Source organism: Mycobacterium sp. NGS40, from assembly GCF_059812735.1.
Genome location: NZ_JCALDG010000007.1, coordinates 122,928 through 149,024, shown reverse-complemented (window position 1 = coordinate 149,024; position 26,097 = coordinate 122,928). Strand labels below are relative to the sequence as shown.

27 protein-coding genes and 1 pseudogene are annotated in these 26,097 nt (G+C 65.2%); 16 read left to right on the top strand and 12 right to left on the bottom strand.

The features are described from left to right. Positions 1-18: 18 nt before the first annotated feature. The 5 genes from AC5Y5O_RS13215 to AC5Y5O_RS13195 are packed head-to-tail and all read left to right on the top strand — an operon-like array spanning position 19 to position 6,961. On the top strand, positions 19-1,191 hold the full coding sequence (locus AC5Y5O_RS13215) for an amidohydrolase family protein (RefSeq protein ID WP_096290100.1): 1,173 nt from the start codon (positions 19-21) through the stop codon (positions 1,189-1,191). Continuing rightward, positions 1,191-2,435, top strand: a complete 1,245-nt coding sequence (locus AC5Y5O_RS13210; RefSeq protein WP_096290099.1) for a M24 family metallopeptidase — start codon at positions 1,191-1,193, stop codon at positions 2,433-2,435. The genes AC5Y5O_RS13215 and AC5Y5O_RS13210 overlap by 1 nt, the downstream gene beginning before the upstream one ends. Beyond that, a complete protein-coding gene (locus AC5Y5O_RS13205) occupies positions 2,425-3,552 on the top strand; it encodes a M24 family metallopeptidase (RefSeq protein WP_096290098.1) in 1,128 nt (375 codons plus the stop codon). Before AC5Y5O_RS13210 ends, AC5Y5O_RS13205 begins: the two co-directional genes overlap by 11 nt. A gap of 2 nt (positions 3,553-3,554) precedes the next feature. Further along, positions 3,555-4,550 carry an enoyl-CoA hydratase/isomerase family protein gene (locus AC5Y5O_RS13200; RefSeq protein WP_500025558.1) on the top strand — a complete coding sequence of 332 codons (996 nt, stop codon included), beginning with the start codon at positions 3,555-3,557 and terminating at the stop codon, positions 4,548-4,550. Continuing rightward, the gene (locus AC5Y5O_RS13195; protein ID WP_500025600.1) at positions 4,547-6,961 is read left to right on the top strand and encodes a CaiB/BaiF CoA transferase family protein; all 2,415 of its coding nucleotides are present in this window, start codon (positions 4,547-4,549) and stop codon (positions 6,959-6,961) included. The genes AC5Y5O_RS13200 and AC5Y5O_RS13195 overlap by 4 nt, the downstream gene beginning before the upstream one ends. Here the strand turns inward: AC5Y5O_RS13195 and AC5Y5O_RS13190 are convergent. Further along, positions 6,958-7,797, bottom strand: a complete 840-nt coding sequence (locus AC5Y5O_RS13190) for an SDR family NAD(P)-dependent oxidoreductase (protein ID WP_500025557.1) — start codon at positions 7,795-7,797, stop codon at positions 6,958-6,960. The genes AC5Y5O_RS13195 and AC5Y5O_RS13190 overlap by 4 nt on opposite strands. Positions 7,798-7,905: 108 nt before the next feature. Here AC5Y5O_RS13190 and AC5Y5O_RS13185 point away from each other — a divergent pair, with 108 nt between their 5' ends. After that, a complete protein-coding gene (locus tag AC5Y5O_RS13185) occupies positions 7,906-8,391 on the top strand; it encodes a MarR family winged helix-turn-helix transcriptional regulator (protein WP_096290094.1) in 486 nt (161 codons plus the stop codon). Positions 8,392-8,400: 9 nt separating this feature from the next. After that, positions 8,401-8,817, top strand: a complete 417-nt coding sequence (locus tag AC5Y5O_RS13180; protein WP_096290093.1) for a DUF5313 domain-containing protein — start codon at positions 8,401-8,403, stop codon at positions 8,815-8,817. Positions 8,818-8,820: 3 nt separating this feature from the next. On the opposite strand, the gene AC5Y5O_RS13175 is transcribed toward AC5Y5O_RS13180, so the two are convergent. The 3 genes and pseudogenes from AC5Y5O_RS13175 to AC5Y5O_RS13165 all read right to left on the bottom strand — a co-directional run bounded on the left by AC5Y5O_RS13175 (position 8,821) and on the right by AC5Y5O_RS13165 (position 10,785). Beyond that, the gene (locus tag AC5Y5O_RS13175; protein ID WP_096290092.1) at positions 8,821-9,660 is read right to left on the bottom strand and encodes a mycofactocin-coupled SDR family oxidoreductase; all 840 of its coding nucleotides are present in this window, start codon (positions 9,658-9,660) and stop codon (positions 8,821-8,823) included. Positions 9,661-9,691: 31 nt separating this feature from the next. Next, positions 9,692-9,916: pseudogene (locus AC5Y5O_RS13170) on the bottom strand (cytochrome P450); the annotation flags it as partial. A 218-nt stretch (positions 9,917-10,134) separates the two neighbouring features. Next, entirely contained in the window at positions 10,135-10,785 is a 651-nt protein-coding gene (locus AC5Y5O_RS13165; protein WP_096290091.1) for a TetR/AcrR family transcriptional regulator, read from the bottom strand. Between the two features lie 240 nt (positions 10,786-11,025). On the opposite strand from AC5Y5O_RS13165, the gene AC5Y5O_RS13160 reads away from it, so the two are divergent. Further along, positions 11,026-12,201 (top strand): acyl-CoA dehydrogenase family protein, encoded by a 1,176-nt coding sequence (locus tag AC5Y5O_RS13160; protein WP_096290090.1) that lies wholly within the window; start codon positions 11,026-11,028, stop codon positions 12,199-12,201. Here AC5Y5O_RS13160 and AC5Y5O_RS13155 read toward each other — a convergent pair. From AC5Y5O_RS13155 to AC5Y5O_RS13120, 8 genes are read right to left on the bottom strand one after another with little or no spacing between them, the layout of a single operon-like run. Beyond that, a complete protein-coding gene (locus tag AC5Y5O_RS13155) occupies positions 12,198-12,512 on the bottom strand; it encodes a DUF4190 domain-containing protein (protein WP_096290089.1) in 315 nt (104 codons plus the stop codon). The two genes, AC5Y5O_RS13160 and AC5Y5O_RS13155, sit on opposite strands and share 4 nt — an antisense overlap. 46 nt (positions 12,513-12,558) lie before the next feature. Then, positions 12,559-13,371: an acyl-CoA dehydrogenase family protein gene (locus AC5Y5O_RS13150; RefSeq protein ID WP_500025556.1), complete on the bottom strand. Its 813-nt coding sequence runs from the start codon at positions 13,369-13,371 to the stop codon at positions 12,559-12,561. Positions 13,372-13,373: 2 nt separating this feature from the next. Continuing rightward, positions 13,374-14,480, bottom strand: a complete 1,107-nt coding sequence (locus AC5Y5O_RS13145; protein WP_096290087.1) for an acyl-CoA dehydrogenase family protein — start codon at positions 14,478-14,480, stop codon at positions 13,374-13,376. A gap of 10 nt (positions 14,481-14,490) precedes the next feature. Then, positions 14,491-14,922 carry a nuclear transport factor 2 family protein gene (locus tag AC5Y5O_RS13140; protein ID WP_096290086.1) on the bottom strand — a complete coding sequence of 144 codons (432 nt, stop codon included), beginning with the start codon at positions 14,920-14,922 and terminating at the stop codon, positions 14,491-14,493. Then, positions 14,897-16,120 (bottom strand): metal-dependent hydrolase family protein, encoded by a 1,224-nt coding sequence (locus AC5Y5O_RS13135; RefSeq protein ID WP_096290085.1) that lies wholly within the window; start codon positions 16,118-16,120, stop codon positions 14,897-14,899. Before AC5Y5O_RS13135 ends, AC5Y5O_RS13140 begins: the two co-directional genes overlap by 26 nt. Positions 16,121-16,123: 3 nt before the next feature. Further along, positions 16,124-16,447 carry a hypothetical protein gene (locus tag AC5Y5O_RS13130; protein WP_096290084.1) on the bottom strand — a complete coding sequence of 108 codons (324 nt, stop codon included), beginning with the start codon at positions 16,445-16,447 and terminating at the stop codon, positions 16,124-16,126. Next, on the bottom strand, positions 16,431-17,708 hold the full coding sequence (locus tag AC5Y5O_RS13125) for an aromatic ring-hydroxylating oxygenase subunit alpha (protein ID WP_096290083.1): 1,278 nt from the start codon (positions 17,706-17,708) through the stop codon (positions 16,431-16,433). Before AC5Y5O_RS13125 ends, AC5Y5O_RS13130 begins: the two co-directional genes overlap by 17 nt. A gap of 18 nt (positions 17,709-17,726) precedes the next feature. Further along, positions 17,727-18,257, bottom strand: a complete 531-nt coding sequence (locus AC5Y5O_RS13120; protein WP_096290082.1) for a carboxymuconolactone decarboxylase family protein — start codon at positions 18,255-18,257, stop codon at positions 17,727-17,729. A 419-nt stretch (positions 18,258-18,676) separates the two neighbouring features. Here AC5Y5O_RS13120 and AC5Y5O_RS13115 point away from each other — a divergent pair, with 419 nt between their 5' ends. From AC5Y5O_RS13115 to AC5Y5O_RS13080, 8 genes are all read left to right on the top strand, one after another. Next, positions 18,677-19,975, top strand: coding sequence for an amidohydrolase family protein (locus tag AC5Y5O_RS13115; protein WP_096290081.1), 1,299 nt, complete (start codon positions 18,677-18,679; stop codon positions 19,973-19,975). A 72-nt stretch (positions 19,976-20,047) separates the two neighbouring features. After that, positions 20,048-21,214 carry an acyl-CoA dehydrogenase family protein gene (locus AC5Y5O_RS13110; protein ID WP_500025599.1) on the top strand — a complete coding sequence of 389 codons (1,167 nt, stop codon included), beginning with the start codon at positions 20,048-20,050 and terminating at the stop codon, positions 21,212-21,214. Positions 21,215-21,269: 55 nt separating this feature from the next. Then, on the top strand, positions 21,270-22,082 hold the full coding sequence (locus AC5Y5O_RS13105; protein ID WP_096290080.1) for an enoyl-CoA hydratase/isomerase family protein: 813 nt from the start codon (positions 21,270-21,272) through the stop codon (positions 22,080-22,082). Between the two features lie 4 nt (positions 22,083-22,086). Then, on the top strand, positions 22,087-23,235 hold the full coding sequence (locus tag AC5Y5O_RS13100; protein WP_096290079.1) for a thiolase family protein: 1,149 nt from the start codon (positions 22,087-22,089) through the stop codon (positions 23,233-23,235). Between the two features lie 113 nt (positions 23,236-23,348). Continuing rightward, complete coding sequence (locus AC5Y5O_RS13095; RefSeq protein ID WP_096290078.1) at positions 23,349-23,942, top strand: TetR/AcrR family transcriptional regulator; 594 nt, start codon at positions 23,349-23,351, stop codon at positions 23,940-23,942. A gap of 32 nt (positions 23,943-23,974) precedes the next feature. Then, entirely contained in the window at positions 23,975-24,490 is a 516-nt protein-coding gene (locus AC5Y5O_RS13090) for a hypothetical protein (protein WP_500025555.1), read from the top strand. Between the two features lie 135 nt (positions 24,491-24,625). After that, positions 24,626-25,909, top strand: a complete 1,284-nt coding sequence (locus AC5Y5O_RS13085) for a cytochrome P450 (RefSeq protein WP_500025554.1) — start codon at positions 24,626-24,628, stop codon at positions 25,907-25,909. Further along, positions 25,906-26,094: a ferredoxin gene (locus AC5Y5O_RS13080; protein WP_085223765.1), complete on the top strand. Its 189-nt coding sequence runs from the start codon at positions 25,906-25,908 to the stop codon at positions 26,092-26,094. Before AC5Y5O_RS13085 ends, AC5Y5O_RS13080 begins: the two co-directional genes overlap by 4 nt. Positions 26,095-26,097 lie beyond the last annotated feature (3 nt).

Sequence of the window (26,097 nt, the reverse complement as noted above, 5' to 3'; positions counted from 1 at the left end):
CCGAATGGAGGGTCAATAATGTCAACGTCGACAACCACCGCCTCGCTCTACCCGCCCGGAGGCTACGGCGCTCCCAAGGATCGGCGTGGCCACGCCGTGGGCAGCGATGTCGGGCTTCCCGAGGGGACCGTCGTCTTCTCGGCCGACAACCACATCTCGCTGGCCGACGACATCTTCTTCGACCGCTTCCCGGATGACCTGAAGGACAAGGCGCCGCGGATCTGGTACGAGGACGGTGCCTACCAAGTCGGGCGCAAAGGACAGTCGTTCCTGCCGGGAGACTTCAGCGCCGTCCTGATGCAGTACGACGACCTGCCCGGCGCCGCAAGCACCAACATCGAGGCACGGATCCAGGAGCTGCGCGAGGACGGCGTCGAGAAGGAACTGGCGTTCCCCAACGCGATCTTGGCGCTCTTCCACTACCCGGACAAGAAACTTCGTGAACTGGCCTTCCGCATCTACAACGAGTACATCGCCGAGTTGCAGGAGCGGTCCAACGGCCACTTCTACGGCGCGGGCCTGATCAACTGGTGGGAACCCGAAGGTGCCAAGCGCACGCTGGCCGAATTGAAGTCGTTGGGACTCAAGACGTTCCTGCTGCCGCTGAACCCGGGCAAGGACGATGACGGCAACGTGATCGACTACGGCAGCACCGCGATGAAGCCGGTCTGGGACGAGATCGAAGCGGCCGGCCTGCCGGTGACCCATCACATCGGCGAAACCCCGCCGAAAACCCCATGCCAGTTCAACAGCGTGGTGGTCGGCATGATGATCAACGTCGACGGCTTCCGCGAGCAGTTCGCCAAGTACCTCTTCACCGGAATTCTCGACGACCACCCCGGGCTGCGGATCGGCTGGTTCGAGGGCGGGATCGCCTGGGTGCCTTGGGCGTTGCAAGATGCCGAGCATCTGGTGGCGTCCTATCAGCACATGTTCAACCGGCCGCTCGAGCACGACGTGCGCTACTACTGGGACACCCACATGACCGCGTCGTTCATGGTCGACCCGCTGGGCTTGCGGCTGATCGACGAGATCGGGGTGGACAGGGTGATGTGGTCCAGCGACTACCCGCACAACGAAAGCACATACGGCTATTCCGAGAAGTCGCTGAAGTCTGTCGTCGAGGCCGTCGGCCCGGCGAACGCGAAGAAGATCGTCAGCGACAACATCACGAAGTTCCTGGGCCTGTAGTGACGACCTTCGCGCAACTGGGCACCAGCACCGGTAACGGACTGGTGATTCCCGAAACAGCCGATCTGGCCCGCCTGCGTCGCGAGACCGGGGCCCGGCTGCGGTCGGCGATGGCCGAACGCGGCGTGGACGCGATGATCCTGCTGGGCAACAATGCCGTCGTCTACGCCACCGGCGCCAGCTGGCCACTCGGCGACGCCGGCCTGTCCTACGTCGAGCGACCGGTGGCCGTCGTGGTCGCCGGCGACGAATGGCCGCATCTGTTCCTGCCCTTCCGCGAGGGAGCGTCGCACGAATCCGACCTGCCCGCCGATCACTTGCACGGGCCGGTCTACCTCGAATTCGAAGAAGGCGTCGCCGATTTCGCGAGGACGATTGCCGACCTGATTCCGCCCGGCGCGGTGATCGCGGTCGACGAGTGCACGGGCGCGATGTCTCGTGCCGCAAACCTATTGTTCCCCGGTGGTGCTCCCGTGGACGCAGCGGCGATCGTCAGCGCGGCCAAGTCGGTCAAGACCCCGGACGAATTGTCGTGCATGCGCACCGCGATACGGATCACCGACGAAGCCATGGTGGAAGTCCAGAAACGGCTGGCCCCCGGAATCCGTCAGATCGATTTGTCGGCAAGCTTTTTGCGCCGCGCGTTCGAGCTGGGGGCCACGGCCAGCATGCTGGAGCCGATCTGGCAGGTGATGCCGCCGAGCAAGGCCGAGGGCGTATGGACCACGCACGGAGACCTGGCGCTGCCACTGCTGAGCACCGAGCGCGAGCTGGTCGAAGGTGACGTGTTGTGGACCGACGTTAGCATCACCTACCAGGGTTACTGCTCCGACTTCGGACGCACCTGGCTCGTCGGCCGCGACCCGTCGCCGCGCCAGCAGGCGCAGTTCGACAAATGGTTCGAAATCATGAGCGCGGTGCTGAGCGTCGCCAAGGCCGGCGCCACCGCCGCCGACCTGGGACGGGCCGCGATCAAGGCCAACGGTGGCACCAAACCGTGGCTGCCGCACTTCTATCTGGGCCACGGCATCGGCGTCAACGCCGCCGAAATGCCAATGATCGGAACGGATCTCGGCCAAGAGTTCGACGAGAATTTCGTGCTCAAGTCCGGGATGGTGCTGGTCCTGGAGCCCGTGGTGTGGGAAGACGGCACCGGCGGCTACCGCAGCGAGGAGGTCCTGGTGATTACCGAGGAAGGCTGGATTCGTTTGACCAACTACCCGTATGACCCTTATGGCAACTGAAGTCCTGCCCGACGAGCGCACGCTGCGATCGGGCCGTCGGCAGCGGGCGCTGGACCAAATGGCCGCCCATGATCTCGATGTCCTGGTCCTCGGGCGGCAGGCCAACGTTCGCTATGTAACGGGCGCGCCGCAACTCTGGGTCGCGGGCACGCGACCGTTCGGCCCGAGCTGCGTGCTGGTGCGCGAGACCGGTGCGGTGCACCTACTGAGCACGTGGGACGAGGGCATCCCCGAGGACATCCCGCACGAGAACCTCTACGGCATCTCGTGGAATCCGATGAACACGATGTCGGCGCTAGAGCGCATCCCGGGTGCGGCAACCGCTCGGCGGGTCGGAACCGACGCGCTTTCACCGGTTTTCGCGCAACTGTTGCCGACGGCGTTCCCCAATGCGCAACTGGTGGACGGCGAGCTGGCGATGCGGGCCGCGCGCCGGATCAAGACGGCCGAGGAGATTGCCGCGCTGCGGCACTCCGTCGCGGTCGTCGAGTCGGCTCTTGCGGCTGCGGTATCGGAGTTGCGGCCGGGGGTCAGCGAACAAGCTCTGGCCGGAGTCCTGCTGGAGGCCTCGGCGGCCGGCGGAGTGAGCACGCCCTCGAATCAAGATGTCGCATGGGTGACTTCGCGCACGCACCCGTGGCGCCGGGCCGACGGTGACGGCCGTATCCAGGACGGCGATCTGGTGGCATTCTCCGCCGGAGTGCTGGCCGGCGGCTATGTCGGCGAGGTCGGACGGACCTGGCCGGCTGATCGCAAGCATGCACCCAACGGCGCCGCCGCATTATACGCGCGCTGGGAAGGCCTGTGGGGCAGGCTGATTGCCGCCTGCCAGCCCGGTGCCGGAGCCGGCGAACTGCTGGCCGCTTACCGGGCTGCCGGGGAGCCGGAGCCGCCGATGCCGGTGGCCCGCGGCCTCGGCATGGGCTTCGACCCACCCGTCGTCTCCAAACACCTGCCCTCGACCGCGGCCGAGGAGCGGTTGGAGCCGGGGATGGTGCTCGCAGTGACCGGCTACGTCTGGGCCGAAGGAGTCGGCGCGGTATTCGGGCGGGAAGCGGTCCTGATCACCGCCGACGGTCCCGAAGTGCTTACCGCGAGCCCGTCCTGGCAGCCGTAGCCGTGCCTGAGCCCTCGGAGCCGGCGGCCGAAGAGATCGTCCGGTACCGCAAAGACGCGACGACGCGGATCGCGACGATCACGTTCGACCGGCCGGACTATCTCAACGCGCCGACGATCGCCGCGCGGCTGCGCTACGCGGAGTTGTTGCACCAGGCCGGCATTGACGACGACGTCAAAGTCCTGGTGATTCGCGGAGCCGGCGACGATCTCGGCTCGGGCGCGGACCTGACCGAGGTGCTGCGGGTCCGCGATGCGGCCGACCAAGGCCCACGACTTGCCGAATACCGGATCAGCCCCGACGATGTCAGATATCCGCCGCAAGGGTCGTTTCGCAACGGCGCGACCCTGGGCCAGTGGTACGCCAACCCGAACTCCGGCATCCGCGGCCTGCAGGACTTCAAGAAAATCAGCATCCTCGAGGCCAAGGGCTACTGCTACGGCTGGCACTTTTACCAGGCGGCCGACGCCGATCTGGTCATTTCCAGCGACGACGCGTTGTTCGGGCATCCGTCGTTCCGGTACTACGGCTGGGGCCCCCGCATGTGGTGGTGGGCGCAGACGATGGGCATCCGCAAGTTCCAGGAAATGGTGTTCACCGGACGGGCTTTCACCGCGGATGAGATGTACGACTGCAACTTTCTCAACAGTGTGGTGCCCCGGGACGAACTCGAGGCAGAAGTCGCGAAGTACGCGCAGGCGTGCGCCCGCAATCGCCCCACCGACACCGTCTTCATGCAGAAGGTCTTCTTCGAAATCATGAAGCAGTTCCAGGGCGAGTACCTGGGCAGCATGCTCAGCGGCGTCTTCGAATCGATGGGCGGCAGCGTCCGTCCGGACAGTGGCGACGAGCTGACGATCGATGACGCCATCAAACAGGGGTTGGGCGAGGCGGTCAGAGACAACGACACCAAGTTCCCCGACGACTGGGCGCTGAGCAAGAAAGCCCGCAAGAAGGCACGTGCCGCAAAGGCCACCAAAGCGAAGAAAAAGAAATAGTGGCGCCCGTCGAACCGCCGCTGACCGGGTATACCGTCGTCGATCTGTCCACCGGCATCGCCGGTGCCTATTGCACCAAACTGCTGGCCGACGGCGGTGCCGTCGTTGTCAAAGTCGAAGCGCCAGAAGGTGACCCGCTGCGCGGGTGGTCGGCGTCCGGCGCTCCCGTTTCGCCCGACGGTGACGGCGCGTTGTTCCGTTTCCTGGCCGGTGCGAAACACAGCGTGGTCGCCGACGTCGCCCAGGACGCCGAACTGGTGAACCGGCTGCTGGCGTCGGCGGACGCGGTGATCTGGTCGGCTGGTTCGAAAGTCGCTGAGGACCCGGAGTTTTCGCCGCAGGCCCTGCATCGCCGCCATCCGCATCTCACCGTCACCGCGATCACACCGTTCGGGCTGGAAGGCCCTTGGCGAGACCGCGCCGCGACCGAGTTCACGCTGCAGGCGTGGTCGGGCGGGATCGTCGGGCTCGGACGTGGCGAGCAGGAGCGGGCGCCCGTCTTCGTCGGCGGGCAGGCCGGCGAGTACCTGGCCGGAGTCTATGCGAGTGTGGCCACCCTGACGTCGCGATGGCGCCGGAACGACGGCGGTGCCGGCGAATTGCTCGACCTGTCGATGCTGGAAACCCAGGTCCTGTGTCTGACCTACTACCCGGTGACCTACTTCGAACTGCTTGGCCGACCGTGGCGGGACACGCGGCGGCCCACCATTCCGGGGGTGGCTCAGGCGAAGGACGGCCTGGTGGATCTCGGGTGTGGCACGGCGCAGCAGTGGTTCGACTTGTGCGCGATGGTGGGTCATCCGGAGTGGATCGACGAGGAGTCGCCGCTGTCGATCACCGAGCTGGCCAACGTCTACGCCGACGAGATCTTCGAATGGGTGGCCGCCACCCCGGTCGACGAAATCCGGGAACTGGCCTCGGCGTTCCGGATTCCCAACGCGCCGGTCGCCAACGGCGCGAATGTCACCTCGTTCGATCAATTCGTGGAGCGCGGTTCGTTCGTGCGCAATCCGGGCGGCTTCTGGCAGCCGACTCACCCGTATCGGATGCGGCCCGCACAACTGCGCAGCCCGCAACCGGCGCCGCGGCTCGGGGAGCACACCGAGCACTACCGCGCCGCGAACCTGCCACCGCGGCCCGCGCCGACCGGAACGGCAAAGCCGTTGCCGTTCATTGGACTTCGGGTGCTGGACATGACGACGTTCTGGGCGGGTCCCTGCGGCACCCACTTTCTGGCCATGCTCGGTGCCGAAGTCATCCACGTCGAGTCCACCCGTCGTCCGGATGGCACCCGGCTGATCGCCGGCATACCGGTCACCGAGGAGCAGTGGTGGGAGAAGTCGCCGATCTTCGAGGCGCTGAACACCAACAAGAAGAGCCTGACGCTGGACCTGCAGAGCTCGCGGGGCCGGGAGCTGCTGCGGGATCTGATCGCTACCTGCGACGTGATCGTGGAAAACTTCACGCCTCGGGTGCTGGACCAGATCGGTCTGGATTTTGCTGCCGTTCAATCGATTCGGCCGGATGTGGTGATGGTGCGGATGCCCGGTTTCGGCCTCGACGGGCCGTGGCGCGACAACCCTGCCTTCGCGTACGTGATCGAAGCCGCATCCGGGGTCAGCTGGCTCACCGGCTACCCGGACCGCACGCCGTATGACCCGTATTCGATCGGCGATCCCAACGCCGGTGTGCACGCGCTCAACGCGATATTGCTGGCGCTCGAGCATCGCCGCCGCACCGGCGAGGGTGTGTTCGTGGAAGCGGCGATGGTCGATGCGGCGCTGAGCATTTCCGCCGAGCAGGTCATCGAGTACTCGGCGTACGGGGCGCTGCTGGAGCGCGACGGCAACCACGGTCCGGCGGCGGTGCCCCAGAATCTCTACCGCAGTGCCGACATCGACGAGTTCGGCCGGCTCGACAGCTGGGTCGCCGTTGCGGTGGCCACCGACGGGCAGTGGGAAAGTTTATCCCGGGCGCTCGGATCACCCTCCTGGGCAACCGATCCCGCGTTATCGACTGAGGCCGGCCGGCGGGCGCACCAGGATTGCGTCGACGAACACCTGGCCGCCTGGTGCGAGAACCGTACCCGCGACGACATTGTGGCAACGTTGTGGGACGCCGGTGTCCCGGTGGCCAAGGTCATGCAACCACATCGGCAGACCGAGCTGGAACAGCTGACATTTCGCGGTTTCTTCGAAGAAGCCGATCATCCGGTGAACGGTCGGGCGAGGCTGAGCACCGTGCCGATGAGATTTTCCGACGGGCCCCGGGTGTTTCACGCTCGTCCCGCACCCACACTCGGGCAACACAACCATGAGGTGCTCGCTGAGTTGGGCTTGAACCCGACGGATATCGCGGACCTGGAAGCCGCCGGAGTCATCGGCGTAACGCCCGCAATGCGGTCGGGCTAGTGCTTCCAGCCTTCGGCGGCCTGGTCGTCGAAGGTGTGGTCGATGCGTTCGAACCGGCGCTTGACCGAGGCCCGAGCCGCCTCGTGCGGCAGGATGTACAACCGGTTCGCCAGAATCGCATCGGCGGTCAACCGCGCGACTTCGCCGACCGTCACGCCTTGATCCTGCGTCGGCGGCAGCGGCCCAAAGCTCTCCGTCAGATCAGGCGTCGAGGCGAGTCCATAGTCCGCGCCGCGAATGCGTTCGGAGTTGGAGACCAGCTTCGTTTCGATGACCATCGGGCACAGCACCGAAACGCCGATCCCGTCGTCCTTGACCTCGCGAGCCAGCGTTTCGGCCAGGCCGACAACGCCATACTTGGCGACACCGTACGCCCCGAGGCCGGCGTTGGGCACCAGCCCGGCGAAGGATGCGGTGAAGGCGATGTGACCGCCCTTGCCCTGCTCGATCAGCCTCGGAACGAACGCCTCGACGGCGTGGATCGAACCCCACAAATCGATGTCGATCACCCAGCGCCAGTCCTCGTGGGTCATGGCGGCGAGCGGGCCCGCGACGACGATGCCGGCATTACTGAAGACGATGTCGACCTGGCCGAGCAGTCGGAACGCCTCGTCCGCGAGGTGAACCATCTCCTCGACGTGCCGCACGTCGCACTCCACGCCGTGCGCGTCGGCGCCCTCGCTCTTGAGGTGTGCCACGGCATGTTCCAGCGTGGACTTGTCGACATCGGCCAGCACGATGCGGGCGCCGCGACGGGCGAACTCGGTAGCGGTGGCCAAGCCGATTCCGCTTGCACCGCCGGTGATCACTGCCCCGCGTCCCTCGAATCCGTCCATGGAATCCGAGGGTATTCCTGCCGCTCCGGCCGCCTGACCGCGGTCTCATCGAGGGTGTGAGGGACCCCCATATAGATAGGGCACTAACTATTAGGCTACGATGTAAACATGACCACGCTGACCACCCGCGAGATCGATCCGCTCGCCCTAGAACACCAGGTGTGCTTCGCGTTGGCGACCACAAATCGCGCGGTGCTGGCGGTGTACCGACCGCTATTGGAGCCGCTGGGTCTGACCCATCCGCAATATCTGGTGATGCTGGCGCTGTGGGATCATCGGAAGGCGGCGAACGAGTCCCCGCTGTCGGTCAAGCAGATCGCGACCGCCTTGCAGATGGAGTCGGCCACGCTGTCGCCGATGCTCAAACGGTTGGAGGGACTTGGCTTGATCACCCGCGCCAAGAACGTCGTCGACGAGCGCAGTACCGATGTCACGCTCACCGAGCGCGGAATCGCCCTGCGCGAGCGCGCACTTGAGATTCCGCCCGCCGTCGTCGAACGGCTGGGTGTCGAATTGACCGAACTCGAGAACCTGCACCAAGTCCTGACCCGAATCAACGCGGCCGCCGTGGCGGCGGGCGCATTGCAATCCTGAGGAGTCACCATGACCGCCACGAAACCCAATCTGTGGCAACGCATCGGCTATGCCTACGGCCGGCGCCTGCCGGATTCGATGCGCAGCTGGGTCGCCAACGATCTGGCCGGCCCGGGAGCCATCCGCCGGCACATGATCAGGTGGGCGATACCTCCCCTGCTCGTGCTCGCCCCCTTCTGGCTGCTGCCGGCCTCGCTCTATGTGCACACGGAGATGACCGTGCCCCTGTACGCGTGGGCGTTGGTGGTTAACTTTGCGCTGAACAAGGTTTGGCGCCGTCACCGGTTGGCGGTCCATGGTTTGGATCCGAACCTGGTCGACGTGATCAACCGTCAGAAACAGGCCCGGATGCATGAGGACTACGCCCGCCGTTACGGGCCGCGGCCAGCCGAGGCCGAATGGCAGGCCAACAGCAGCCCGTTCTAGCGGCTACTTGAGGCAGCTGCCACCGTCGACGGGCAGCGTGACGCCGGTGATGTACCGGGCCTCGTCGGATGCCAGGAACAGCACCGCGTTGGCGATGTCCTCGGGCTCGACCCAGCCGATCGGCAGGGTGTGCATCAGCTGGCCGACCACCTTCATGTCGTCGGGCCCCGGGTTCTCCAGATCGGGACGGAACAGCTTCATCGTGCCCTCGTTCATGAACAGCGGAGTGTTCACGTTGGTCGGGTGCACGGAGTTGACGCGGATGTTCTGCGCGCCGAGCTCGACGGCGAAGGTACGCATCAAGCCCACCACACCGTGCTTGGCGGCGACATAGTGCCCGGTGTGCGGATAGGCCTTGAGACCGCCGACCGAGCTGGTCAGGATGATCGAACCACCGTTGCCGCCCGCGAGGATATGCGGCACACCGGCTTTCACCGTCTTCCACACGCCGGCGAGGTTGATGTCGATCATCGCGGTCCAGTCGGCTTCGCTGGTCTTGTCCAGCGTCTGGCCACCGTTGCCGATGCCCGCGTTGGCGACGATGATGTCGAGCTTGCCGAGCTGCTCGACTCCGGTGTCCACGGCGGACTTCAGCGCGTCGTAATCCCGGACATCGACCTCGGCGGTGTAGATCCGCCGGTTCTGTGCCTTCACCAGGTCCGCGGTCTCGGCCAGATCCTCCGGCGTGGAGGCGGCGATCAGATCGACGGTATCGATCTTCTTGCAGATGTCCACCGCGATGATGTCGGCGCCCTCCTGGGCCAACCGCACCGCATGTGCACGGCCCTGGCCACGCGCCGCCCCGGTGACGAAAGCAACTTTGCCTTCAACACGTCCGGTCATCACTACCTCAATTCCTGAATTGATTTCTTTGACAGAATCCGCGGATCTTGCGCTCAAGTGCATTGACCTTGCGCGGAGTAAACATGCGGGACAACAACTTACGGCGAATGTCCTGGATCGGCGGATCCTCGAAAATGACCGTCCCCGGCGGGATTTCGATGTTGGCTTTGACCATATCCAGGATCGCGCCCCTGGCGGCGATCAGCCCCACGTCGTACGGGTCGAAGTAGACATCGCTGGTCGCGCTGACTGTCACGGGTAATCAATCGCCTCTCGCAGGAACCACGTACACCCGCTCCCAGGGGCGGGAGGGCGCCGCCACTGAACTCTGTCATCACCCGGGAACGGGTGTCAACGGCGAATCCGTTTCGGCTACTTGTAGTTCTAGATATTAGAGAACCTGATTCTCGCCAAGCAAATCAGGTGCGCTATTTGCTCAGGTCAGGCGATGGCCGACGCGTTTCGCGGCAGGTGTCAGGCGACGAATCCGGCAGAGCAGAAGTCCCAGACCTCGTCAGCGGTGATCGGATGAATCGTCGCATCGTCGGAGCCGCCGCTGGACTGAGCGATGAACATCACCGTCTGCATCGTCATCGCAGCAATGCGGCGAGGATTGAGCCCTTCGCGCAACTTGCCTGCGTCGCAAGCCGCTTCCATGAGCTCGGTCAGCAATGCCAGCAGCGGTGCATGGGCGATCTTGACCTCAGCGGGGTGTGTTACCAGCAACCGCGGGGCAAAGTCGGTGAACAGCGGGCGTTTGGCCGTGGGGTCCGGACGTGAGGCCTCGTACAACAGCTCCACGGCTACCTTGAGCCGCTCGAGCGGGTCGGAGTGGCTTTCGGTAGCGGCCCGGATCTGGTCGGCCGACCGGCTCAGCGCATCCTCGAACAACGCGAGCAACAGCTCGTGCTTGCCGTCAAACTGCAGGTAAAAGCTCCGCAGTGACTGGCGGGAGCGGTCCACGACCTCCTGGACGGTAAAGTCTGTGCTGCCCTTTTCGATGATGATGGCCTGCGCCGCGTCGAGGAAGCGCTGAACGCGCTGCGCCGCACGCAGTTTCGCCGTTTTGATTGATCGCTCGACGGCGCGCTGTTTCCAGGCCGGCTCTTCGCTTGGGTTGGTCACGGAAGGCTCGGACGATTGCCGCGAGGGGAGAACATGGTTGGACTCTACCGGAGAACGCCGTGACATCGCTGCGCTCGACCCCCTCTCGGACCATATGGCGGAGATTGTAACTTTCTCGACACGAGAATACTATTCTCCTAGACGTGTGTATAGAAGCGGAATCGCAAGAGTGAACCGCGCCATCGGCGGAAACCCGGATCTACCGATAATCCGCGCGCTAGCGAATCTCAAGGGAGCGCTGTGCAGCTGACCTTTGACAGCGACGTCGAGGATTTCCGCGCGGAGTTCGCGGCCTTCCTGGACGCGAATCCGCTCGACGCGGCGCAGACGGGCGAACGGCCGCAATCGAGTTCGGACATTCCGCAGTGGGCCCGCCGCTGGCAGCGGTTGCTGTTCGACAACGGGTGGCTGGTACCCGGGAACCCCCCGGAGTTCGGCGGTCGGAATGCCACGCTGCTGCAGCAATACGTGTACCTCGAGGAGTTGTCGCGGCGGCGGATCTATCAAAGTTTCAATCCGCAGGGCGTGGGCATCATCGCGGCGTCATTGCTGTCATTCGGGACGCCGGAACAAAAGCAGCGCTGGGCAGTGCCGATTCTGCGCGCGGAGATGACGGCATCGCTGGGAATGAGCGAGCCCGGCGCGGGCTCCGATCTCGCCTCGCTGAAGACGCGCGCGGTGCTTGACGGTGACCAGTTCGTCGTCAACGGGCAGAAGGTGTGGACGTCGGGTGCCCATCACGCCGACGTGCTGCTGACGTTCGTGCGCACCGACCCCGATGCGCCAAAACACAAGGGAATCAGCGCTTTACTGATTCCGACCGACACACCCGGTGTGGTGCGTCGTCCGTTCGCCTCGGTGGCCGACATCGAAGACGTCGACTTCAACGAGGTCTTCTTCACCGACGTGCGAGTGCCGGCCGAGAACTTGGTCGGCGAGCTCAATGCGGGCTGGCGCGTCGCGACCGGTTCACTCGGCCACGAACGCGCCATGCTGTGGCTGGACTACGCCGACATGCTGCACGCGCTGACCGTCGAGTCCAGCCCTACCGGACCCGTGCAGCGGGATCGCTACGCCACGCTGGTGATGGACTTTTACGCGATGCGATTGCTGGGGTCGGCGACCTTGGCCAAAGCCGCGCGTGGCCACGAAGATGTGCCCGCGCAGTCGGTGCTCAAGCTGCTCGGTTCGGAGGCCATGCAACGCGCGTGCGAGGACGCCCTGAACGCCAAGGGGGGCGACGGGCTGGTGTTGCGCGGGGTCACCGCTGGATTCGCCCCACTCAACCTGGACAGCCATTACGGCAGCTGGTTTGACCGCTACACGCGCACCTTCGCCGCGACCATCGCCGGCGGCACGTCCGAAGTTCAGCGCAACATCATCGCCGAACGAGTCCTGGGACTGCCCCGGGGCTAGCAGTTAGTGGTGGCGGGGTTGTCCAGGCATCGCTGCAAACGGTCCGGATCCTGGGTGTCCAGCCACGAGTAGTAGCCGATGGCGATGAGCCCGGCGACGATCGCCACCGTGCCTAACACCATGCCGGCTACCGCGGCCCGGGGATTGGTGGCCTCACCGCGGCCCGCCCGCCGGCGGGCGATGTCGCCCGTGATCAGCGCCGCGATACCCAACGGCACCCCGATCAGCAACCAGCAGGTGGCGAGTGCCAACCCGCCCAGGACCACCGCGGCGACGCCGGCCTGATTTCGAGGTTCCACGTGATAGCGCATGTGCGCTAATACTAGGCAATGCGCGCCCGCGCGCGACTCGCAGGCGCTACAGCTGCACCAGCCGCGGCGCAGATCCCTTGGCCCGCAAGGCTACTCCGGCCTGTGAGGTCAGTTCCCGGGCGCTGCCGAGCAGGTTGTCCAGAATCAGCGACCGTTTGATGTGGTGGTGAAGTCGGTGTTCGGCCGTGAAACCGATCCCGCCGAGCACTTGCTGACAGTGGCGCGCCGCGGTCAGCGCGGCCTGACCGGCCGCCGCTTTGGCCAGCAAGCTGGCCAGGTCGTCGGGGTCGTCGGATGCGGCGGTGGCGGCGTGCAGGGTCGCCTCGGCGCCTTCGATCGCGACCAGTGTCTCGGCCAGCCGGTGCCGGATCGCCTGAAACGAGCTGATGTGGCGGCCGAACTGCACTCGGTCCAGGGCGTGCTGGCGCGCTAGTGCGAGCATCGCGCGGCTGGTACCCACCAGCCACCAGCCCAGTGCTTGCCTGCCGGCGGCCAGCCCCGCTTGCGCAGCTGAATCACCTTCTGCGACAGGATGTATCGGCAAGTCGTTGTCGATAGCCGAACTTGGGATGTCGTCGCGCTTCCACACCACCCAGGAATCTCCGGCGAACGGGAGCGGGGTGAGGCCGCCGGGGGACCGTCCGGCCGCGCGCAGCACCACGTCGTTAAGCACGGGCGCGTGCGCGCCGGTCTCGCCGAGCAGGCGGAACACCAACGGTATTGCGATATCTGGGATTTCGTCCAACATGTCGTGCCAGCCGAGGTCCGTCAGCGCCGCATCGAGCATGGCGCCGGAAGACGAGCCCATCGCGGTGCGCACCGACTCGGCCAGTAACCGCAGTTCCTCGGAGTGGTCCATGATCACTCCTTTCCGAGGTCGAGGAGCCGGCGGGCGATGATGTTGCGCTGAATCTCGGCGGTCCCGCCGTAAATGGTCGAGGCACGCGAGTACAGGTACTCCGCGCGCCACGGCGTGTCGTCGAGCTCGAGGTCGCCGGGCAGCAGGTCGCGCACGGTGTCGTACAGCCGTTGTTCGGCGGAGGCCAGCAGCACCTTGTCGATGGAGGTGTCGGGGCCCAAGCGGGCGCCGTCGCGCAGCCGGTACTGGGTGGCACGCGAGCGGCACCGCAGCGTGTGCAGCGCGAGATAAGCTGCACCCAAATCATATTCGTCGTGGCCGCCGTGCTGGCTGCCGCCGGAGACCTCGGCGATGAGCGCATCGAAGCGCGAGTAGAGGTAGGCGATGCGCTGCCAGAAGCAGGTGGACCGCTCGAAGGGGAGCAGATCCATCGCGAGTTTCCAGCCGTCGCCCGGCTGGCCGAGCATCCGGCTCGACGGGATCACCACGTCGTCGTAGTACACCTCGCAGAACTCGTCGACGCCGTGCATGGTGCGCAGCGGGCGGATGGTGATCCCGGGGGTGTCGAGATCGACGAAGAATGCGGTGATGCCGTCATGGCCGGGCCCGGTGCGAGTCAGCAGAACGCAGCGGGTGGAGAACTGGGCGAAGCTGGTCCAGACCTTCTGCCCGTTGACGATCCAGTTGTCGCCGTCCGGAACAGCCCGAGTGGTCAGCGAGGCCAAGTCGCTGCCGGAACCGGGTTCGGAAAAGCCTTGGCACCATTGTTCTTCGCCGCGCAGCAGCCGCGGCACCATCGCCGCGGCCAGTTCGGGAGGGGCGTAGTCGATCATAGTGGGTGTCAACACCTCGAGCATCGAATACGGGCCGGGCTCGGCCAACCGCCGGCCCACCACCTCTTCGCCGACGATCGCGCGCAGCAGCGCCGGCCCGCCCAGCCCGCCGACCTCCTCCGCCCAGCCGTAGCGCATCCAGCCGGCGTCGTACAACGCCCGGCTGACGCGGCGGAACTGCAGCATGTGCCCCTGCAGCGAGTGGTCGGGTCCGGGCGTTAAGTCGTTCTCGTCGAGCCACTTACGCAGACCCGACCGGAACTCCTCGACATTCACGGCTCGGCTTTCAGGGCTGCGGACGGCCGATGGCGTGCGGACGTCCGGAGTCGTGCACACCGCTGCGGCGAATGAACGTCATGGCGCGGGTCTTGAGTCGCCAGCCTTCCGCGGTCCGCAGGTAGGTGTCGCGGTAATAGCCGATCCGCATGTCATGCGTCGAGCCGTCGATGAAGCACAACGGCTGGGTGCCACTCGCCGAGTCGCCGTCGAGATTCTCGACCAAGGCAGTTCCGGTGAGGAACAAGCCCTTTGGTGCGGCGGCCACCAGCTCGGGAAACCTGTCCAGCTGATAGGTGGAGCCGAACGCGCTGTAGGTCCCGTCCGGGGTGAAGACGCCGATCAGGCCGTCGATGTCTTCTTGGGTGATGGTGACGGCGTAGCGGGCGAGCAGCTGCTGAATCTCGACCAGATCGTCAGTTCTGGTTGGCTGTGTTGGCATAGACCTTGCCGCCTTTCATGACAAAGCTGACGCGTTGGGTAACGGTGATGTCTTCCAACGGGTTTCCCGGTACCGCGATGATATCCGCGAGCTGACCCGACGCCAGCCGGCCCCGGTCGGTCTTGTTGATCAGCTCTGCGGCGGTGGTGGTTGCGGCCCGCAGCACCGCCAGCGGCGGCATGCCCCATTCGACCAGCGTGACAAGTTCGTCGGCGTTTCGGCCGTGGGGAATCGCGGGCGCATCGGTGCCAACCGCGATCTTGACCCCGGCTTCATAGGCGGCCTTGATCGATGTCTCTGCCTTGGGGAACATCTCGGCGGCCTTGTCCTGCAATTCCTTCGGAGCGCGGGACACATCCATCGCCTGAGCGAGTCTGCGGGTGGTCACCAGGAACCGGTCGTTGTCGACCAGCATCTGAATCGCCTCGTCGTCCATCAGGAAGCCGTGTTCGATGCAGTCGATACCGCACGCGACCGCGTGCTTGACCGCCTCCGCGCCGTGCGTGTGTGCCGCGACGCGCAACCCGCGCCGGTGCGCCTCGTCGACGATCGCGCGCAGTTCTTCGTCCGAATAGTGTTGTGCGCCGGCCTCACCGGTCAACGACATGACACCGCCGGAGACACAAACCTTGATCAGCTGGGCACCGTGCTTGATCTGGTAGCGCACCGCCTTGCGGATCTCGTCGACGCCGTTGGCGATGCCCTCTTCGACCGTGAGCTGTAACGCACCCGGCATGAAGGCGGCGAACATCGTCGGGTCCAGGTGCCCGCCGGTGGGCGTGATCGCGTGTCCGGCCGGGACGATTCGGGGTCCGTCGATCCACCCCGCGTCGATGGCCTTACTCAGCGCGACGTCGAGCAGGTAGCCGCCGGTTTTCACGAACAGGCCCAGGTTGCGCACGGTGGTGAAACCCGCACGCAGGGTGCGCCGGGCGTTGCCGACCGCACGCAGCACTCGCGTCGGGGGATCGTCTTGCACCTGGGACAGCCCCGGCGTCTCACCGCGCCCGCCCATCAGGAGGTTGACCTCCATGTCCATCAGGCCGGGCAGCAGGATCTGATCGCCGAGATCGATTATCTCGCCTTCGGGTTCGCCACCGACGCCGACGATCCGGTCTTCCTCGATCTTCACGATGCCGGGCGAGACGATTTCGCCGGCGTCGACGTCAAGCAGTCCGGCGGCCTTGAGCGTCTGCACCGCTCAGATCACCGGTTCCCGAATGACTTCGACCCACGCGGCGCCGCTGTCGGGAACGCGCGGCTGCTTCCATGCCTCGATCGGGAAGGACACCATGACCAACGACTGCATGATGTGCATCAGGCTTTTCGCGTCGTCGGGCAGGTCGTTGAGCGGGAACTTGTCGCAGTACGCGATGGCGTCGTTGAGCTTCGGGAACGCGACGTCATAGAACGCCTGCATCTCGGGCATCGTCGAGGCCAGCCGCTTGGCGTAGCGCTCGGGCTCGGTGGCCAGATCCCACTCCAAAAACGGCTCCAGGGCAGCGAATTCAGACGGTAACGCCATTGCGCTGGTACTCCTTCACGTAGTCACCGGTGGTCTTGTGCAGGTGGCGGATCAGGACTTCCTGGTCGCACAGCAAGAACTCCTTGACGGCGCGGGTGCCGATCATGGTCTGGGTTGCCTCCAAGGTGTTGGCGTCCTGCAACGCATACTCCTTGAAGGTTACGGCGGCCAACTCCTGAGCCAGGCGCTCCCGCGCATTGCGCGGCGGAACGAAATACAGCGACGACTCGAAGATGTGCTTGTCCACCGCGGTAGGCCAGTAGTGGTAGGTCAGATACCAGCCAGGTTCCCAGATCAGCAGCATGAAGTTCGGGTAGAACAGCCACGAGTCGATGCCCCACTGCGGGACCCTCTTCACGTTGACGCCCGGCGGCAGCTCGAAATTCTGCATCAGCTCGGGCTTGTCCCACGGGCCGAACAAACCGCTGCGCAGCACCTGGTCCAGGGGCTTGACCATGCTCATGTCCGCCGGCGGCGCCTGACCACCCCAGGTCGACTGCAGGCTGTGCGGGCCGGCCACTTCGTAGTGCAGTGCCTCGTAGCCGTACTTCTGGATCTTGGCGGCCTCCTCCTTGGTGTACTGCCCCTGGTGCAGGATCGGCGCGTGGTAGAACTCGACGAACGCGTCGATGAACAGCTTCCAGTTGCTGCCGACCTCGGCCCGGTACGAGTACGTTTCGGTCATCTCGCTGAAGGGGTAGCCCTCGATGCTCTTGGCCAGCGGCCCGAGGTAGTCGGTGAGCGGCGCCGCGTTGTCGTCGAAGTTGATGAAGATGAAGCCTTCCCACACCTCGCAGCGAACCGGTGCCAGACCGTACTGACTCTTGTCGAGGTTGAAGAACTCGTCTTCTTGTTGGACGAAGGTCAGATCGCCGTCCAGGCTGTAGCGCCAGGCGTGGTACTTGCAGGTGAACTGCCGACAGGTGCCGGAGGTCTCCTCGTTGGGAAAGTCGTTCCACACCAACTTGTTTCCGCGGTGCCGGCAGACGTTGTGGTAGGCCTTGACCGTTCCGTCCTTGGTCTTGGTGATGATCACCGAGGTGCCCTTGCCGACCGACGGCAGTTCCCTGGTGAAGTAGCTGCCCGTCTTGGGCAGCCGCTCGACCCGGCCGACGTTGAGCCAGGTCTTTTTGAAGATCGCGTCGCGCTCGGCTTCGAAGAACGCCGGGTCGATCGAGTCGGTGTAGTCGACCGGCGCGGTCCCCAGCTCGGGGTAGTTTTCTGTCCAGCTGCCGGCGGCCGGCTTGGGGAAGTGGGCCACGTTATCAACCTCTCTTGTCTAGGTCTTGCCGCCGGATTCGGCGGCCTGTTCGAGCTCTACGCCAAAAGTGTTGAAAGCCATGGCCAGCAGGCCATAGCAGCCGACAGTGAAGACGAAATCCATGCGCTGCTGGTCGTTGAGGCGTTCACCGAGCGCCGCCCAGGTTTGGTCGGACAGCTGGGACTGTTCCTCGAGTTCGTCGACCGCGGTCAGCACCGTGCGGTCGAACTGATCTGTGGCCTCGCCCCGGCGGACGTCGTCGATCTGCTCGTCGGTGATGCCCTCCGCCTTGGCCATGCTGACGTGGTGCGACCACTCGTAGGCGCACTCGCGGCGATGGGCGACGCGCAGGATGGCCAGTTCGCGGATGCGGGCCGGCAGCGTCGATGTCATCAGCAGATGGACGTTGAATCGGAGGAACGCCTTGGCCAGGGGCGGGTGGTGGGCCAGCGTGGACAGTGCGTTATTGGTGTCCGCGCCCCGCATCGCCGAGAGTGCCTGCTGGGTAGCCTCGTCCCACTGATCCGCGGGCAGCGGCGACAAGCGCATCAACGGCTTCCTCTCGGTGAAAGAGAATCATATTCTCATTTACAACCAACAGACTTGCACGATTCGCTCGGTTGGTCAATGCCAACGGGTAGTGCACCGCAGCCGGCCGAGAACCTCGCCGCCGCACACCGGTATGTCGGGAGTGCCGGGCGACACCGCTGCGGGCGCAGCTGAACAAAGTTTTGGTTCATTCTTTGGAGTCAGGGCCGGTGCTGGCCTTTCTGTGATGGCGTAGTCGCACGTGAGAGGTCAATCGGGGCTCGAATGGGGTGTGCCGGAACAGGCCCTCGATTGCTCGTCCAGTCCTGTGGATGTTGATTCTCGCCTGGCGAGAAGCTAGTTTTCAGAGGTAGCGGGGCGAGACGACAGCCGATGCCCTTGGAGCAGACTGCACGTGGATCCGATGGAGAGGGAAGCTCATGAACAAAGAAGACATGATGCTGATCAGCGTCGACGACCACACCGTCGAACCGCCCGACATGTTCAAGAACCACCTGCCGAAGAAGTACCAGGACGACGCACCGCGGCTGGTGCACAACGATGATGGTTCGGACATGTGGAAGTTCCGCGACACGGTCATCCCCAACGTCGCGCTGAACGCCGTCGCCGGCCGGCCCAAGGAGGAGTACGGCATCGAGCCGACCGGGCTCGACGAGATCCGGCCCGGTTGTTACAACGTCGACGAGCGCGTCAAGGACATGAACGCCGGCGGCATCCTGGCCTCCATTTGCTTCCCGTCGTTCCCGGGTTTCGCCGGGCGGCTGTTCGCGACCGACGACCACGACTTCTCGATCGCGCTGGTGCAGGCCTACAACGACTGGCACATCGACGAGTGGTGCGGCGCCTACCCCGCGCGCTTCATCCCGATGGCGATCCCGGTGATCTGGGACGCCGAGGCGTGCGCCGCCGAGGTGCGAAGGGTGTCGAAGAAGGGCGTGCACGCGCTGACCTTCACCGAAAACCCCGCCGCGATGGGTTATCCCAGCTTCCACGACGAGTACTGGAACCCGCTGTGGAAAGCTCTGGTGGACACCGACACCGTGATGAACGTGCACATCGGTTCGTCGGGCCGGCTGGCCATCACGGCGCCGGACGCGCCGATGGACGTGATGATCACGCTGCAGCCGATGAACATCGTGCAGGCTGCCGCGGACCTGTTGTGGTCGCGGCCGATCAAGGAATACCCGGACCTCAAGGTCGCCCTCTCCGAGGGTGGGACCGGCTGGATTCCCTACTTCCTGGAGCGCGCGGACCGGACCTTCGAGATGCACTCCGCCTGGACGCACCAGGACTTCAAGGGCAAACTGCCCAGCGAGGTCTTCCGCGACCACTTCCTGACCTGCTTCATCAGCGACAAGGTCGGTGTGGCGCTGCGCAACATGATCGGCATCGACAACATCTGCTGGGAGGCTGACTACCCGCACAGCGACTCGATGTGGCCGGGTGCGCCCGAGGAGCTGTGGGATGTGTTGAGCCTCAACAATGTTCCCGACGACGAGATCAACAAGATGACCTACGAGAACGCGATGCGGTGGTACTCGTTCGACCCGTTCAGTCACATTTCGCGCGAGCAGGCCACCGTGGGCGCATTGCGCAAGGCGGCCCAGGGACACGACGTGTCGATCAAGGCGGCGGGCCACGCGAAGGACACCAGGGGCGGCTCGTCCTTCGCGGACTTCGCGGCCAACGCGAAAGCCCTTACCGGCAATAAGGATTGACGCTCCACCGGATCGCTGGTGCGCCGGTGCATGAACCGACTTGAAGGAGATCTGGCAGTGCCCGGCGGTGGAATGAATTTCGAGCTGACCGATGACCAGGAGCTGATCCGAAGGTCGGTCGCAGAGCTCGCTCGCAAGTTCGACGACCAGTACTGGATGGAAAAGGATCTCGCGCACGAGTTTCCGGCCGAGTTCTACCAGGCGATAGCCGACGGCGGCTGGCTGGGTATGACGATCCCGACCGAGTACGGCGGCCATGGACTCGGAATCACCGAGGCGACCATCCTGCTCGAGGAGGTAGCCAAGGCCGGCGGTGCGATGAACGCGGCCAGCGCGATCCACCTGTCCATCTTCGGCATGCAGCCCGTCGTCGTGCACGGTTCGGACGACCTCAAGGCGCGCACCCTGCCGTCGGTGGCGACGGGCGAGGTGCACGTCTGCTTCGGTGTGACCGAACCCGGTGCCGGACTTGATACCTCACGCATCACCACGTTCGCCAAGCGCGACGGAGACAAGTACGTCGTCAACGGCCGCAAGGTGTGGATCTCCAAGGCGATGGAATCCTCCAAGATCCTGTTGCTGACCCGAACCCAGAGCTATGACGAGGTCACCAAGAAGACCGACGGGATGACGCTGTTCCTCACCGATCTCGATCGCAGCCGCGTCGACGTCCGCCCGATCCGCAAAATGGGCCGCAATGCCGTCAGCTCCAACGAATTGTTCATCGACAACCTAGAGGTGCCAGTCGAGGACCGAGTTGGTGAGGAGGGCAAGGGATTTCAGTACATCCTCGATGGCCTGAATCCCGAGCGGATGCTGATCGCGGCGGAGGCACTCGGCATCGGCCGGGTGGCGCTGGAAAAAGCGGTGAAGTACGGCAGCGAGCGTGAGGTCTTCGGCCGGCCGATCGGCATGAACCAGGGCCTGCAATTCCCGCTCGCGGATTCGCTGGCCCGTCTCGACGCCGCCGAACTGATGCTGCGCAAGGCCACCTGGCTGTACGACAACGGCAAACCCTGTGGGCGCGAAGCGAATACCGCAAAGTACCTCTGTGCCGATGCGGGCTTCGCCGCCGCCGACCGGGCGTTGCAAACCCACGGCGGCATGGGTTACGCCGAGGAATACCACATCACCCGCTACTTCCGTGAGTCCCGGCTGATGAAGATCGCTCCGGTCAGCCAGGAGATGATCCTGAACTTCTTGGGCGCCAATGTGCTGAAACTGCCGAGGAGTTATTGATGGCAGGTGCTGCCGGTGGACGGCGGCATGGTGACCTGACGTACGTTCGACCTCGATGACCACGACCGACGAAGCCGTGCTGCTGTCCGCGGACGACGATGGGGTGCGCACGCTGACTCTCAACCGTCCGCGCCGCAAGAATGCCATCAGCCCCGAGCTGTGGATCGCATTGCGCGACGCGCTGCTCGAGGCGGGCCGTGACCCCAGCGTGCGTGCGCTGGTGATCACCGGTGCGGGCGGAGCGTTTTGCTCCGGCGCCGACATCGGTATTCCCGACGACATCCACCCGAAGTACAAGCTGCAACGGCTCACCGACGTCGCGCTGGCGCTGCACGAGTTGCCAAAGCCGACGGTGGCCAAGGTGACGGGCGTCGCGGTCGGCGCCGGATGGAACCTGGCGCTGGGCTGCGATCTGGTGGTCGCAACTCCCGATTCGACATTCTCGCAGATCTTTTCGAAACGGGGTTTGTCAATCGACCTCGGCGGCTCCTGGCTGCTGCCGAAACTCGCTGGCCTGCAACAGGCTAAGCGGCTGGCACTGCTGGCCGACACCATCGACGCCGCGGAAGCCTTCGCGCTGAACCTAGTCACCTGGGTCGTGTCGGCTGAAGAGATCGACACTTTCGTTCAGGATTTGGCCGGGCGGCTGGCGGCTGGTCCGCCGATTGCATTGGCCCAGACCAAAGCCCTGCTGAACGAGGGCGCCGACCGCACCCTGCGCGACGCGCTGGCCAACGAAGCACGCGCGCAGATCGGCAACTTCGCGACCGCGGATGCGGCCGCGGCCTATGCCGCCTTCAGCGAGCGACGGGAACCGTCGTTTACTGGCCGGTGGGCGTTATCGAAATCGGACCAGGAATCGGAGTAGAGACATGCGGGAGACGGTCATCGTCGAGGCGGTGCGCACGCCGGTCGGGAAACGCAATGGCGGGCTGTCGGGCATGCACGCCGCGGACCTGTCCGCCATCGTCCTCAACGAGGTGCTGGAACGCGCCGGAGTGGGGCCAGAGATCGTCGACGACGTGATCTGGGGGTGCGTGTCTCAGGTCGGCGACCAGTCCAGCAACATCGGGCGCTACGCGGTACTGGCCGCCGGCTGGCCCGAGAGCATCCCCGGGACGACCGTCAACCGGGCCTGCGGTTCCAGTCAGCAGGCCCTGGACTTCGCGGTGCAGGCGGTGATGTCGGGCCAGCAAGACGTCGTCGTGGCAGGCGGGGTCGAGGTCATGAGCCGCGTACCGCTGGGTTCGGCGCGGGCGACCGGCATGCCCTACGGCCCGAGAGTCCTCGCCCGCTATGACGACTTCTCCTTCAACCAGGGTCTGTCCGCGGAGATGATCGCCAAGAAGTGGGGCTTCTCGCGCACCCAACTCGACGAATTCTCCGTCCAATCCCATGAACGGGCCGCGGCCGCGCAGGACAGCGGCGCCTTCACCAATCAGATGATCCCGGTCATCACCGACGACGAGGCCGTCGTCACCGCTGACGAGGGTGTGCGGCGGGGGAGCACGGTGGAGAAGCTGGGCGCGCTCAAGCCCGCCTTTGCCGACGACGGCGTTATTCACGCCGGCAATTCCTCCCAGATCTCCGATGGTGCCGCCGCGCTGCTGGTGACGACATCGGAAATGGCGGTCGAGCTGGGGCTGACACCGATCGTGCGGTACCGTGCCGGAGCCGTCACCGGGGCGGACCCGGTGCTGATGCTCACCGGTCCCATTCCGGCCACCGAAAAGGTGCTGAAGAAGGCGGGTGTTCCGCTGGCAGAGGTCGGTGCATTCGAGGTCAACGAGGCCTTCGCGCCGGTCCCGCTGGCCTGGATCGCCGAGACCGGCGCCCAGCCCGGCCTGGTCAATCCGCTGGGCGGCGCGATCGCACTGGGCCACCCGCTGGGCGCGTCGGGGGCGGTGCTGATGACCCGGTTGGCGCACCATATGCGCGACAACGGCATTCGCTACGGGCTGCAGACCATGTGCGAGGGCGGCGGCACGGCCAATGCCACCCTGGTCGAATTGGTCGCCTGACACCGACCAGCGGTTTTTCTATGAGTCCGCCTGAGACGGTTGTCACAGGCGGCAAACCTACCTACTGTGTGTTCAGAAGGTTGGTTGAGCCGCCGATCGGTCAAAGGAGCCCGGTGCCAGACGCACGGCGTTACGACACGCTTCTCGCCAAAGGCGAGGACCGTAAGCAGCGGATCCTCGCGGTCGCCCAGAGCCTGCTGATTCGCAACGGCTGGCGAAACACCACGCTGGCCCAGATCGCCGGCGAGGCCGGCGTCACCCCCGCGGGGCTGCTGCATCACTTCGAGTCCAAGGAACAGCTGCTGCACGCGGTCCTGGACGCCCGCGATCAGGACGACGATTCGCACGCCGACCGCGCCGGCGACCTGATGGCCCAGATCTCCGCCGTCGCCGATCGATTCCACCGCGCGCCCGAATTGGTCGGCACGTTCACGGTGCTGTTGGTCGAGAACATCCAACCCGACGCCCCGTTACACGACCGGATGCTCGACCGGCACCGGCAAGCCGTCGACATCGTCGCCGATCTCATCCGCACCGGTCAGGCCGACGGCCGGTACCGCGCCGACATCGACCCCACCATCAAGGCAGTGGAGATACTCGCCTTCGTGCACGGAATGGAAACCACATGGTTGCTCGATCCTTCGATACCGCTGACCGAGGTGTTCAAGCAGTACGCCGAGACGCTCGCGCGGGACTTCGCGCCTTAGGAAAAGCCACCGACAAGGCCACTGAGCACGACATGCGGTACCGACTCGACGTCGTCGCCTCCAGCGTCCTCGACGTGGTGCGGTTCGCCGGGGGGTGGCTGTTCGACCGGTCGATGGCCGGATGGGACGTCACCGTCCTGCTCACCGACCTGGCCGACCACTCCGATCTTCGGCCGCTGCAGATCATCGGGGCCCGCCCCCTCGACCTCGACCGCGCGCTGGAGTCGGTCGACGACCGTCCCCGTCCGCAGGCGCTGGCGGCCGCGGCCGATCTGGTGGGTTGCGACTCGCGGGTGCGCCAGGGCGTTTTGCGGGCCCTCGATCACGGCGTCACCGAGGTCACGCTGTGGGGTGACACCTGGCCCGCGGAGCTCGATGGCAGCGTCGGCCTGGTGCAACACCGGCTGAGCGTGGCCGCCCAGAAGTTCAAGGCCAAGGCGCTGGCCGCCGCGGCGATGCCCGAATACTCGATCGGTCACACCGAGAACTTCCGCAGCGGGCTGCTGGCCTGTCCGTCGGTAGCCGCCGATCTGGTCCCGGCCGGCTAGGTCCCGACCCAGCGCTGATTCGGAGCGTCATTACCGCTTAGCGGCACCCGTCGTTGACGACGATCACGCCGTGTGGAAATCTAATACTCATCTCTGAGAGGCTCATTCTCATTGCTGAGATTCGAACGGAGCAAGATGACGAACGACTTCTCCAAGATGGACTTCTTCCGAGGCAAAGAGCTCATCGCGGACCCATACCCCTACTACGAGTCGCTGCGTGAGCAGTGCCCGGTGGCCCGCGAAGAGCACCACGGGGTCACGATGGTGACCGGCTGGGACGAGGCCTGCGCCGTGCTGAACGACGCGGACACCTGGTCCTCGTGCATTTCGGTGACCGGGCCGTTTCCCGGCTTCCCGGTGAGCCTCGCGGGTTTGGAAGACAGTGACATCACCGACCTGATCGAACAGCATCGCGACGAGCTGCCGTTCAGCGACCAGCTGCCCACCCTCGACCCGCCCACCCACACCAATCACCGCTCGCTGCTGATGCGGCTGATCACCCCCAAGCGCCTCAAGGAGAACGAGGACGCGATGTGGGCGCTCGCCGACCAGGCCCTCGACGACTTCCTGGCACCCGGGTACGGCGAATGGATCAAGGGCTTCGCCGGCCCGTTCACCCTGCTGGTAATCGCCGACTTGCTGGGCGTGCCGATGGAAGATCGCGACAAGTTCGTCAAGGGCATCGCCGAACACGCGGGCGGCGGGATCGGCGGCACCGGCAAGGAATCGCTGTCACACAGCCCGCTGGAATTCCTGTACGGCCTGTTCTCCGACTATGTCCGCGACCGACGGCAGAACCCCCGCGACGACGTGCTGACCGGCCTGGCGACGGCAACCTTCCCCGACGGTTCGACACCGGAGGTCGAAGACGTCGCGCGCGTTGCGGCCAACGTCTTCTCCGCAGGCCAGGAGACCACGGTTCGGCTGCTGGGCGCGGCGTTGCAGACGCTGGGCGAGCGCCCCGACATCCAGGCGCAGTTGCGCAAGGACCGCAGCCTGCTGCCCAACTTCATCGAGGAGTCGCTTCGCCACGAGAGCCCGGTCAAGGGCGATTTCCGGATGAACCGGCGGCCCGTCAATGTCGGCGGCGTCGACCTGCCGACCGGCACCACCGTGATGATCGTGCAGGCGGCGGCCAACCGCGACCCGCGCCGGTTCGAAGACCCCACCACGTTCGATCCCGCCCGCAAGAACGCCCGCCAGCACATCTCGTTCGGGCGCGGCATCCACAGCTGCCCGGGTGCGCCGTTGGCGCGAGCCGAAACCCGTGTCGCGATCGAGCGGCTGCTGGATCGCACGACCGACATCAGGATCAACGAGCAGATGCACGGGCTGGCGAATGACCGCCGCTACCAATATGTTCCGACGTACATTCTGCGTGGCCTGACCGAATTGCATTTGGAGTTCACGCTGGCATGAAAGTCTGGGTAGACGACCAACGCTGTCGCGGCCACGGTATGTGTCTCACGCTCTGTCCGGATGTGTTCAGCCTGACCGACGACGGTTACGCAGAGGCGATAGATTCCGATGTCCCAACGGAATTGGAAGCCGCCACCCAGGAAGCCATCGAGTGCTGTCCAGAACAGGCGATCAGCGAGAAGTAACGA

Bases quoted from the DNA above. Each gene is read 5' to 3' on its own strand.
- AC5Y5O_RS13090 (WP_500025555.1), top strand. From the start codon at position 23,975: ATGCGGTACCGACTCGACGTCGTCGCCTCCAGCGTCCTCGACGTGGTG.
- AC5Y5O_RS13155 (WP_096290089.1), bottom strand. From the start codon at position 12,512: ATGCGCTATCACGTGGAACCTCGAAATCAGGCCGGCGTCGCCGCGGTG.
- AC5Y5O_RS13215 (WP_096290100.1), top strand. From the start codon at position 19: ATGTCAACGTCGACAACCACCGCCTCGCTCTACCCGCCCGGAGGCTAC.
- AC5Y5O_RS13110 (WP_500025599.1), top strand. From the start codon at position 20,048: ATGAATTTCGAGCTGACCGATGACCAGGAGCTGATCCGAAGGTCGGTC.
- AC5Y5O_RS13180 (WP_096290093.1), top strand. From the start codon at position 8,401: ATGACCGCCACGAAACCCAATCTGTGGCAACGCATCGGCTATGCCTAC.
- AC5Y5O_RS13185 (WP_096290094.1), top strand. From the start codon at position 7,906: ATGACCACGCTGACCACCCGCGAGATCGATCCGCTCGCCCTAGAACAC.
- AC5Y5O_RS13175 (WP_096290092.1), bottom strand. From the start codon at position 9,660: ATGACCGGACGTGTTGAAGGCAAAGTTGCTTTCGTCACCGGGGCGGCG.
- AC5Y5O_RS13190 (WP_500025557.1), bottom strand. From the start codon at position 7,797: ATGGACGGATTCGAGGGACGCGGGGCAGTGATCACCGGCGGTGCAAGC.
- AC5Y5O_RS13085 (WP_500025554.1), top strand. From the start codon at position 24,626: ATGACGAACGACTTCTCCAAGATGGACTTCTTCCGAGGCAAAGAGCTC.
- AC5Y5O_RS13120 (WP_096290082.1), bottom strand. From the start codon at position 18,257: ATGCGCTTGTCGCCGCTGCCCGCGGATCAGTGGGACGAGGCTACCCAG.
- AC5Y5O_RS13100 (WP_096290079.1), top strand. From the start codon at position 22,087: ATGCGGGAGACGGTCATCGTCGAGGCGGTGCGCACGCCGGTCGGGAAA.
- AC5Y5O_RS13115 (WP_096290081.1), top strand. From the start codon at position 18,677: ATGAACAAAGAAGACATGATGCTGATCAGCGTCGACGACCACACCGTC.
- AC5Y5O_RS13140 (WP_096290086.1), bottom strand. From the start codon at position 14,922: ATGCCAACACAGCCAACCAGAACTGACGATCTGGTCGAGATTCAGCAG.
- AC5Y5O_RS13130 (WP_096290084.1), bottom strand. From the start codon at position 16,447: ATGGCGTTACCGTCTGAATTCGCTGCCCTGGAGCCGTTTTTGGAGTGG.
- AC5Y5O_RS13105 (WP_096290080.1), top strand. From the start codon at position 21,270: ATGACCACGACCGACGAAGCCGTGCTGCTGTCCGCGGACGACGATGGG.
- AC5Y5O_RS13150 (WP_500025556.1), bottom strand. From the start codon at position 13,371: ATGGACCACTCCGAGGAACTGCGGTTACTGGCCGAGTCGGTGCGCACC.
- AC5Y5O_RS13205 (WP_096290098.1), top strand. From the start codon at position 2,425: ATGGCAACTGAAGTCCTGCCCGACGAGCGCACGCTGCGATCGGGCCGT.
- AC5Y5O_RS13080 (WP_085223765.1), top strand. From the start codon at position 25,906: ATGAAAGTCTGGGTAGACGACCAACGCTGTCGCGGCCACGGTATGTGT.